The sequence below is a fragment of the Mesorhizobium sp. M7A.F.Ca.US.007.01.2.1 genome (genome assembly GCF_003998165.1).
In the GTDB taxonomy this organism is placed as follows: Bacteria; Pseudomonadota; Alphaproteobacteria; order Rhizobiales; family Rhizobiaceae; genus Mesorhizobium; species Mesorhizobium ciceri.
The window spans coordinates 1-10416 of the sequence record NZ_RZQP01000221.1 but is presented as its reverse complement, the minus strand read 5'-3'; the positions used below and the strand labels follow the sequence as shown (position 1 = coordinate 10416).

Here is a 10416-nt window from a genome sequence, read left to right as displayed (position 1 = left end):
GCGAGGCGAACACCCCGCCGCTGGTCGCCATGGACAGCGAAGAGCCGAGTTTCGATTCGCGCTTGCGCCAGCGCCGCGACCCGAAGGCCGCGATTGCCGCGGCCGCGGCCGCGCTGGTTTCGGGATACCGCACGATCGCATTGGATGTCGGCACCACCACCTATCTGATGGCCGAGCACCTCAGGGACCTTCCGCACGCCAAGGTGTTCACCAACAGCCTCAGGATCGCGGCGGCGCTGAATGGCGGTGTGCCCGAAGTCTATGTTGCCGGCGGCCGCGTACGGGCCGACGAGATGTCGACCGGCGGGCCTGCGGCCATCGCCCAGTTCGAGGCGCTGTGGTTCGATGTCGCCGTGATCGGCGTCTCCGGTATCACAGCGGACGGCCTCTTCGATTATTCCTTCGATGATACCGATATGAAGCGCGCCTATCTGAGGCGGTCAGGCATCAAGATCGTGTTGTGCGATTCCGCCAAATTCCTGCGCATGTCGCTGGTGCGGATAGCGCCACTGTCGGACATCGACATCCTCATCACCGATGCCGAGCCGCCGGCCAAGATCGTCGCGGCGCTCGCCGCGGCCAAGGTCGACCTGCGCATCGCGCCGCCACTGACGCGCGACTGAGGCGCGCCATTTCACTTTATCCCCAAGGAGAAGACTCGATGGTATTTGAATTTTTCGGCGACAAGAAGAAGGCTGTCATCTCGATGGCACATATCGGTGCCCTGCCGGGAACGCCCCTCTATGATGCCGATGGCGGCCTCGACAAGCTGATCGATGGCGTACTCTCCGACATCCGCAAGCTGCAGAACGGCGGCGTCGATGCCATCATGTTCGGCAACGAGAACGACCGCCCCTATGTCTTCAAGGCGCCGCCCGAGGGCATTGCCGCCATGACTGCCATCGTCCAGGCGGTGAAGCCCGAGCTGAAAGTGCCGTTTGGCGTCAACTATCTCTGGGATCCGACTGCCAGCGTCGCGATCGGAGCTGCCACCGGAGCCCGTTTCGTGCGCGAGATCTTCACCGGCCTGTTCGCTTCCGATATGGGCTTGTGGGAGCCCGATTGCGCCGCCGCCTCGCGCCTGCGGCACAATCTTGGTCGCGACGACATGAAGCTTCTCTTCAACATCAATGCCGAGTTCGCACACTCGCTCGACCAGCGCCCGATTGAATTGCGTGCCAAGAGCGCGGTGTTCTCGTCGATGGCAGACGCGATCCTCGTCTCCGGTCCGATCACCGGCCAGCCGGCCGACCAGTCCCACCTGCGCAGCGTCTGCGAGACGATCAAGGACGTGCCGGTCTTCGCCAACACCGGCGTGAACATCGACAATGTCCGCGACGTCCTTTCGCTGGCGAGCGGCGTCGTGATCGGGACCCATTTCAAGATCGATGGCAATACCTGGAACGCCGTCGACGGCGATCGGGTCAAGCGCTTCATGGATGTTGTCGCCACTTTGCGCTGAGGACGGCTTCCACGGCGATGCCGGCCATCGCGCCGGCTCGCGGTGATCATATCGATCGTTGCAGGCCGGCGTCCGGAATGATCGACTGGTATCGAGCAGTGCGACACAACGAGGCAGACAGGTTTCGCCCGCCTGCCCTTCCCAGCATTTCAATGGATTCGACATGGCGTTCGTTCTCGGTCTCGATATCGGCACCACCTCGACGATCGGCATCCTGATCCGGCTTCCCGATCAGGTGCTGGGCCTCGCCTCGCGCCCCGTCACGCTGCATTCCGAGCATGCGGGCTGGGCCGAGGAAGATCCCGCGCAATGGTGGACCAATGTCCGCGGCATCGTGCAGGAGTTGCTCAGGACCAGCGGCATCAAGGCCGAGGAAATCGTGGCGGTCGGCACCACCGGCATGCTGCCGGCGGTCGTTCTTCTGAACGAGAAGGGCGAAGTGCTGCGGCCGAGCATCCAGCAGAGCGACGGCCGCTGTGGCGCCGAAGTGGCCGAACTGCGGACCGAATGCGATGAGACGGCTTTCATCGCCAAGGCCGGCAACGGCATCAACCAACAGCTCGTCACCGCAAAGCTGCGCTGGATTGAGCGTCACGAGCCGGAGGTGTTCAGCCGCATCGCCACCGTTTTCGGCTCCTACGATTATATCAACTGGCGCCTCACCGGCGAACGTGCGGTCGAGCAGAACTGGGCGCTGGAGGCCGGCTTCGTCGATGTTTCGACGCACCGGATCGACGACGATCTGGTGGCGCTCGCGCACATACCGCGCTCGGCCGTGCCACGAAAGATCGCCTCGCATGAGATCCTCGGTTCCGTTTCGGCGAAGGCCGCCGATGAGACCGGCCTGATGGCGGGGACACCGGTCGTCGGCGGTGCAGCCGACATGATCGCCTCCGCGCTTGGCGCCGGCGTCGCCAAGCCGGGCGATGTCCTCCTGAAATTCGGCGGCTCGGTCGATATCCTGATCGCTACCGATCAGATCAAGCCCGATCCGCGCATGTATCTCGATTATCACCTGGTGCCGGGCCTGTTCATGCCCAATGGCTGCATGTCGACAGGCGGCTCCGCCCTCAACTGGTTCGTACGCAATTTCGCCGGCGGCGAGATAGCCGCGGCACAGGCCGAGGGTATTTCCGTACACCAGCGGCTCGATGCACTGGCGGCAGAGCGTCCCGCCGGTGCCGAGGGCCTCATCATCCTGCCCTATTTCCTTGGCGAGAAGACGCCGATCCATGATCCAGCGGCCCGCGGCGTGATCGACGGCCTGACGCTTTCGCACGATATCGGCCATGTCTGGCGCGCTTTGCTCGAGGCCTATGCCTTTGCCATCGCGCATCATGTCGAGGTGCTCAACGACATGGGCCATCGGACCGAGCGCTATCTCGCCTCCGACGGCGGCTCAAGCAGCAAGGTCTGGATGCAGATTGTCGCGGATGTCTTGCAAAAGCCGGTCCAACGCCTGACCGGGCACCCCGGCTCTTGCATCGGCGCTGCCTGGACGGCGGCGATAGGCACCGGCCTGACCGACGACTGGTCGGGCGTTTCCGGTTTCGTCAGCTTCGCCGACCGGCTCCATCCCGACCCGCGCAAGGCCGACATCTACCGCGACGGTTACCGCCGCTATCGCGATCTCTATACACGCCTATCGGCTCCTGGCGCGACCAAAGCGGGATCGCCATCGTGATGTATCGCGCCGTCGCCTGGGACATCGACGGAACGCTGATCGACAGCGAGCCGTTGCATCATCAATCTCTCCTCGCCGGCTGCCGCAACTGGAACGTCGATCTTGACGACCTGCCCGACCAAGCCTTTCGCGGCATCCATATGGGCGACGTCTGGACAATGCTGCGTCCGCGCCTCCCAGTCGGGCTTGACCAGGCGGAGTGGCTCGCCGCCATCAATGCCCACTACGTCGCCAACCGGGCGGACGCCATCCCGATCCCCGAGGCGGTCGAGACGATCCGGACCCTGGCTGACCGCGGCATCCCGCAGGTCTGCGTGTCAAATTCCGGCCGGCAAGTCGTCAATGCCAATCTCGATGCGCTCGGCGTGCTCGACCATATGAGCCTCACAATCAGCCTCGACGACGTTACGGTCGGCAAACCCGACCCAACGCCCTATCGCGAGGCCTGCCGGCAGCTCGCCATAGCTCCGGGATCCGTCGTCGCTGTGGAAGACAGCCGCACCGGCACCAAGGCCGCACGGGCCGCCGGTCTGTTCGTGGTTGGCTATCTCCCCAGCGGCAGCCCGCTCAGCGACATCGATCTCAGTGCCAACCGTCTGTCGTCGATCCTGGACCTGTTTCCCGGCTGAGGGTTTGCGCGTCGCCGCGTCCGGGTGCGCGCTTGGGCAAGCCGGAGGATCGGGCGTCCGCCGGCTGGTCCCAAGCGAATGCCTTGGCAGGAACTGACGAACGTTGGACCGGGTTCCGCTCGTTCCGCATTCGCCTTGCGTCTCGCCGAGCGAGCGGTCCATGCCGCTCGGTCTGCGCAAGTGACGGGATATTTGTTGTCAAAAGCTGCATATCCCGTTTCTCGCATAGGTCAGAGAAAATTTTCTCGCATCTCCATGATGCCTCTCAACCATTTGTTTTCCAGCATTTTTTTAATCCGGCATGATTGGCTCGCGCCGACCAATGCCAGAATTCCTCTTGCGCCGAAGCTGAATTTTAGGCATTCAGGATCAAGTTTGTATCTTTAACATGCAAACCTAATTATCGGAGGATCTGAATGCGGCGTCTTGGTATCCATTCATTTGTCTGGACAAACGGCCTGACCCAAGAGGGCCTGGAAATGGCACTCGCCAAGTCGGCGGATCATGGTTACCGGCTGATCGAGTTCGCTTATCTGCGGCCCGAGAAATTCGACCTCGACCGCCTGGCGAAGCAAGCCAAGGAACTGGACATCGAGATCGTGGTCACGATGGGCCTGTCGGCGGATGCGGACGTCTCGAGCGAGGACAAGGCCGTGGTCACCAAGGGAAAGGCGCTCTTGTCCGACGCAGTGAAGGCGGTCCGCGACATCGGCGGCATCCGATTGGGCGGCATTCTCTATTCGATGCACGGCAAGTATGACGGGCTGCCCACGCGAACCGGCTGGATGAACAGCGCCGACGCCATCGCCGCGACAGCCGAGGTGGCCAGGGATAGCGGCGTGCAGATCGTTCTGGAAGTGGTGAACCGCTTCGAGTCCAACCTCTTGAACACGACCGCGCAAGGCCTGAAGTTCATCAAGGACACCGGCCGTGACGACGTCTTCCTGCATCTCGACACGTTCCACATGAACATCGAAGAGGCGAGCCAGGCCGAGGCGATCCGTCTGGCTGGGGACAAGCTCGGTTATTTCCACTTCAACGAGAACTACCGCGGCTATCTCGGCACCGGTACGATCGATTTCGCGAGCATCTTTTCCGCGCTGGTGGACATTGGCTTCCACAATCGCGACGTCACCTTCGAGAGCTTCTCCAGCGCCATCGTCGATGAAGCCCTGTCGCGTGTGTGCGGCATCTGGCGCGACACCTGGACCGACAACAATCCGCTCGCCGCGCATGCCAAGGCTTTCATCGAAAGCCGTTGGGAAGAAGCCGTGCGCCGGGCCGAGATCAACAAGGCTGCCTGAAGACGAAAGGGCTGCGGGCCGACAAGCGCCCGCGCCATCTCATCCCGAGGAGGACGGGAAGATGACGCAGAACGAAGCTATCACCAACGAGAACGGCGCCACCGCGCCGCTTCTCCTCAGCGCCGAAAATGTCGCGAAGAGCTTTGCAGGCGTTCCCGCCCTGGTCGACGGGCGGATTCGGTTGCGCGCCGGGACGGTCAATGCCTTGTGCGGTGGCAACGGTGCCGGCAAGTCCACCTTCCTCGGCGTGTTGATGGGGATGCTGCGGCGCGACGCCGGATCCGTCACGGTGAAAGGCCGGGAGGTGAATTTCTCCTCCCCCGCCGAGGCGCTCGATGCCGGTATCGCCATCATCACCCAGGAGCTTAGCCCCTTCCTGGACATGACCGTCGCCGAGAACCTCTATCTCGGCCGCGAACAGCGGCGCGGCCGCTTCTTCGTCGACGACAAGTGCATGCTAAGCGACGCGGAGGCGATCCTGGCGCGGTTGAAATTCAACATCCCCGCTGGTGCGCGGCTACGCGATCTTTCGATCGCGCAGGCCCAACTCGTCGAGATCACCAAGGCAATCAGCCGCCGCAGCGACATCCTGATCATGGACGAGCCTACCTCGGCCATTGGCGAGCGCGAGGCGCAGATGCTGTTCGACGCGATCCGCACTCTGACCGCGGAGGGCGTAGGCATCATTTATGTCTCGCACCGCCTGACCGAGATCTTCGAGATCGCCGACGATTATACGGTCTTCCGCGACGGCCGTTTCGTAGGCGGCGGATCGATTTCCGAAATCGACCGCAAGGGCCTGATCCGGTCGATCGTCGGCCGCGACCTGTTGGACCATCATCGCGAACCGAAGGATACCGGCCCGCAGAAACCCTTGCTCGAAGCCCGCGGCTTTGCATCGAAGGGAAAGTTCGCCGACATCGACATGACCGTTCATGCGGGAGAGATCGTCGGCATATACGGGCTTCTCGGCTCCGGTCGCAGCGAGTTCGTGAATGCGCTCTACGGAAACGAGCCGCGGGATTCCGGCCAGGTGCTGATCGAGGGCAAGCCTATCGATCTCAAGACGCCCGCCGATTCCATCGGCGCCGGCATTTCGCTGGTCACGGAGGACCGCAAGCAGACGGGCCTGTCACTGACCGCGTCGGTCGCCCACAACATCACCGTGGCCAACCTGCCGCATTATGCGCGCAAGGGCTTCATGAACGGATCGGCGGAAGCCAGGAGCGTGGTCGAGCACATCAAGCGCTTCTCCATCAAGACGGCGTCGCCGGACCTGCCCGTCCAATCCCTGAGCGGCGGCAACCAGCAGAAGGTTGTCCTTGCGCGCTGTGTCGATACCAACCCCAGGATCCTGATCTGCGACGAGCCGACACGCGGCGTCGACGAAGGCGCCAAGCGCGAGATCTATGCCTTCCTCGGCAATTTCGTGAAGGCGGGAAACGCCGTGCTGATGATCTCGTCCGAGGTGCCCGAAATCCTCGCCAATGCGGATCGCATCGTCGTTTTTCGCCGGGGCCGCATCGCAGGCGAGGTCGCCGGACCCGAGGCCACCCAGGAAACCCTCGTTCATCTGGCTTCCTAGCCAGACGATCCATTTCGTGGAGAAGAATCCAATGGTATCCGCCAGTCAAAGCATGAGCGGCATGAGCCTGGGAAAGTTCATCGCCCGTTATGGCATCGTCATCTCGTTTATCCTGCTGTTCGTCGTGTTGTCGCTGGCGTCGCCGAACTTCCTGTCCACCAACAATCTGCTGAACGTTCTGCGGCAGGTCTCCATGAACGGTGTGCTGGCTGTCGGCATGACCTTCGTGATCCTGACGGCCGGCATCGATCTCTCCATCGGTTCGCTTCTGGCCCTGGCCGGCGCCGTGGCGGCCAGCCTGGTCACCGGCGCGGATGCGTTCAATCCGCTCCTAGCAGTCGCGGCCGGCGTCGCCGTGGGCGCGCTTTGCGGCGCCGTCAATGGCGGGCTGATCGCCTACTTCAAGGTGCCGGCCTTCGTCGCCACGCTCGGAATGCTGAGCGTGGCGCGCGGCGCGACGCTGCTTTACAGCGGCGGCCGCCCGATTCCCAATCTCAGCCTCGAATTCCGCTGGCTCGGCCAGGGTCTCGTGCTCGGCATACCGGTACCGGTGATCATTTTCGCCGTCGTCTTCGCTGTCGCGGCAATCGTCCTGCGCTACTCCATTTACGGAAGACGGGTCTATGCGGTGGGCGGAAACCCGCGCAGCGCGAAGACGAGCGGCATCAACACCACCGGCATCATCTTTTCGGTTTACGTCATCATGGGCGCGCTGGCCGGTCTCGCGGGTGTCATGCTGACGGCCCGCACCACGTCCGCCCTGCCACAGGCGGGCATCGGCTACGAACTCGATGCCATCGCGGCGGTGGTCATCGGCGGAACAAGCCTCACCGGAGGTATCGGCCGCATCGGCTATACGCTGGTGGGCGTGCTGATCATCGGCATGATCAGCAACGGTCTCGATCTGATGGGGGTGTCCTCATACTACCAGCAGATCATCAAGGGTTCGATCATCGTCCTCGCGGTGCTGATCGACCGCTCCCGAGCCGGGAGAGAGTAACAGGCGCAAGCGGCGCGGCCGCACGCAACATGGAGGAAATGCACATGAAAACGACAAGACGCTTCCTGATGGGAGCAGCGGCCGGCCTTGCCCTTGCAGGCATGGTGTTCGGGGGGAGTTCGGCCGACGCCAAGACGTTGAAGATCGCGGCGATCGTCCAGAGCCTCAACACCGAGTACAATGTTCTGTGGGCCGATGCCGCCAAGGCGCACCCCGCGCTTGCGGACGGTACCGCCACGCTGACAGTTCTCGACGGTCGCCAGGACGTGCTGACGCAGTCGAACCTGTTCGACACAGCCATCACCGAAAAATACGACGCGATCATCTTCATCCCGGTCGACATCGACGCCGGTAATGAACCGATCGAGCGCGCGAAGGCAGCCGGCATCCCGGTGTTCGGCTCCAACACGATGGTTTCCAACACCGCGCTCTACGACGCCTACATCAATTCCAACGATGTCGAGGCCGGCGAAATGCTGGCCAAGGCGGTGATCGACAAGGCCGGCCCGCAGGCCAAGGTCGTGATCCTGGAAGGGATGCTGGGCCAGTCGGCCCAGGTACAGCGGCTTGAAGGGATCCAGAAGGTGCTGAAGGAAAATCCCGGAGTGACCATCCTGGAGCAGAACACCGCCAACTGGTCACGCGCCGAGGCCATCACGCTGATGGAGAATTTCCTGACCTCGCATGGCGATGCGATCCAGGGCGTCCTGGCCGAAAACGACGAGATGGCCGTCGGCGCCATCGAGGGCATCCGCAACCACGGCCTGGATCCCAAGACGGTTCCGGTCGCCGGCGTGGACGGCATCAAGGACGCGCTTGAAGCCGTCAAGCGTGGCGAACAGTCGATGTCCATCCTCCAGGATGCCAACGGACAGGCGCAAGGGGCGATCGACCTCGCGCTGCACAAGATCGTCGGCGACAGCTACAAGCCGCGCGCGGCTGTCTGGGACGTAAACGGCGGCAAGCTCGCCTGGAACGACGGCAAGGACCAGCATTACTACGTGCCGTGGCTGGCGGTGACCTCCGAGAATGTCGACAAGGTGCTTGTCGGCAATTGACGCTCCAACAGGAGGATGCCGCTCGCTCGCGGCATTCTCCTTCGCGTCCGGCGCAGCGGGAATTGCCTGCTTCCGACATCAGGCGGTTCATTCTTTTGAGGACTTTGCGTTGCCGGAGGAAAAACAAGCTCGGGTGAAGTATAGGCTGGGAACGAACATGCGGAGTCCGCCATGAACCATGTAACCTTCGCCAGCAGCTCGCCTCGCAGGATCCGCCAGAGCAATTCGGTAGCGACGCTGAACGCGCTCCACCGCTTCGGCCCTTTGAGCCGGGCCGATCTCGCCAGGCATATGGGGGTCAACCGCTCGTCCGCCGGCAATATCGTCCTGGAGTTGGTCGAGGCCGGACTCGTTCGCGAAGTAGCGGAGAACGATATCGCGAATCCGGCGGGCCAGCCCAGGGCCGGAAGACCGGGTATCCTCGTGGAAATCGTGCCTGAAGCCGTTTTCTTCGCCGGCATAGAGATCGGTGTCGAACATATGACATGCGTCGAGATCGATCTCGCGGGCAAGATCGTTCGCAGCGCCATGACGCGCTTCGAAGGACATGACAGCGATCCGGAGGCCGCGGTCCACATGGCGATCGAACAGGTGTTTCTCGAGATGCGGAAGGATAGCCTGGCGCGATGTCAGGGCATCGGCATCGCGGTGCCCGGACAAATGAACCAGGATGGTTTCATCCACGTCGCACCGATCCTGGGGTGGCGCAATGTCGATCTCACAGGCCTTGCCCGCAGCCTTCTTCCGGCCGAGATCCCGGTATCCGCGGAAAATGACGGCAACGCATTCGGCATCGGCATCACATACAGCCAGCCGGAAGCGGCGAGCGGCGTCACCTTCTTCATGGTCATCGAGAACGGTGTCGGTGGCGGAATTGTGATCGACGGCAAGTTGTTCCGCGGCGGCAATGGCCTGGCCGGAGAAGTCGGCCACCTCAAGACACGGAACCCGACATACCGGAATCTGGAGCAGGCCTTCGGGCGCGACCGCATCCTGTCATCCTATCGCCAGTACAGGCCGGACGCCGACTTGGACTTGTTCCTGCGTGACGTCCGCGATCGTGTTCCTCAAGCGGTGCAGCTCGCCGAAGAATGGGCTGTCTTGTTCGCATTTGCAGTCGTGCAGATCTCGCGGCTGATCGACCCGAACCGCATCGTGCTGGGCGGGTCCGTCGCGGAATTGTATCCATTGGTCGCCGCACGGGTCGACGCGCATATCCGCGAGCTCCAGGCCGCGACCTTTCCTATCCCCGAGATCGTTTTCAACGAGAGCGCCATCTATGGAGCTGCCTTCGGAGCCGCTTGCATGATGCATCAGCGCTTCATGTCGCTCGACAACCAGATGCTCAACAAGGACGCGGTTTCCGGTCCAGACGCCTCGGCGTCGTGAAACCGCAAACGACACCACACCCAGGATTGGACGCTTGATGAACGACCTCCCCCAAACGCTTGCACCGGACTCGCTCGGGCCAACCGTGACGATTGGAGAAATCCTGGTAGAGATCGTCGCGAGGCAGACAGGCACCGGCTTCCGGGAACCGATCGACCTCATTGGTCCCTTTCCGAGCGGCGCGCCCGCCATCTTCATCGATCAATGCGCGCGTATGGGCGGAGCGGCCGCGATGGTGGGCGTGGTGGGCGACGACGATTTCGGCGCGGTCAACATGGAGCGCCTGAAGCGAGACGGCGTAGACA

General features: G+C 62.7%; 9 protein-coding genes and 1 pseudogene. All 10 read left to right on the top strand.

What is annotated here, in order from left to right; all coding sequences use genetic code 11:
- A partial coding sequence (locus tag EN949_RS28225) for a DeoR/GlpR family DNA-binding transcription regulator (RefSeq protein WP_164782563.1) occupies positions 1–623 on the top strand: 623 nt, incomplete at its 5' end.
- A 38-nt stretch (positions 624–661) separates the two neighbouring features.
- Entirely contained in the window at positions 662–1462 is an 801-nt protein-coding gene (locus EN949_RS28220) for a BtpA/SgcQ family protein (RefSeq protein WP_064994611.1), read from the top strand.
- Between the two features lie 163 nt (positions 1463–1625).
- Complete coding sequence (locus EN949_RS28215) at positions 1626–3146, top strand: FGGY-family carbohydrate kinase (protein ID WP_127366747.1); 1521 nt, start codon at positions 1626–1628, stop codon at positions 3144–3146.
- Positions 3146–3775, top strand: a complete 630-nt coding sequence (locus EN949_RS28210; protein ID WP_127366750.1) for an HAD family phosphatase — start codon at positions 3146–3148, stop codon at positions 3773–3775. Before EN949_RS28215 ends, EN949_RS28210 begins: the two co-directional genes overlap by 1 nt.
- Positions 3776–4191: 416 nt before the next feature.
- On the top strand, positions 4192–5079 hold the full coding sequence (locus EN949_RS28205) for a sugar phosphate isomerase/epimerase family protein (protein ID WP_013530264.1): 888 nt from the start codon (positions 4192–4194) through the stop codon (positions 5077–5079).
- 61 nt (positions 5080–5140) lie between these two features.
- Positions 5141–6664: a sugar ABC transporter ATP-binding protein gene (locus tag EN949_RS28200; RefSeq protein ID WP_024502257.1), complete on the top strand. Its 1524-nt coding sequence runs from the start codon at positions 5141–5143 to the stop codon at positions 6662–6664.
- 31 nt (positions 6665–6695) lie between these two features.
- Positions 6696–7664, top strand: a complete 969-nt coding sequence (locus tag EN949_RS28195; protein ID WP_032898845.1) for an ABC transporter permease — start codon at positions 6696–6698, stop codon at positions 7662–7664.
- 44 nt (positions 7665–7708) lie between these two features.
- Positions 7709–8722 (top strand): substrate-binding domain-containing protein, encoded by a 1014-nt coding sequence (locus EN949_RS28190; RefSeq protein ID WP_013530261.1) that lies wholly within the window; start codon positions 7709–7711, stop codon positions 8720–8722.
- A 171-nt stretch (positions 8723–8893) separates the two neighbouring features.
- Complete coding sequence (locus EN949_RS28185; RefSeq protein WP_063172821.1) at positions 8894–10111, top strand: ROK family transcriptional regulator; 1218 nt, start codon at positions 8894–8896, stop codon at positions 10109–10111.
- 37 nt (positions 10112–10148) lie between these two features.
- Positions 10149–10416 (top strand): annotated as a pseudogene (locus EN949_RS28180) (sugar kinase); the annotation flags it as partial.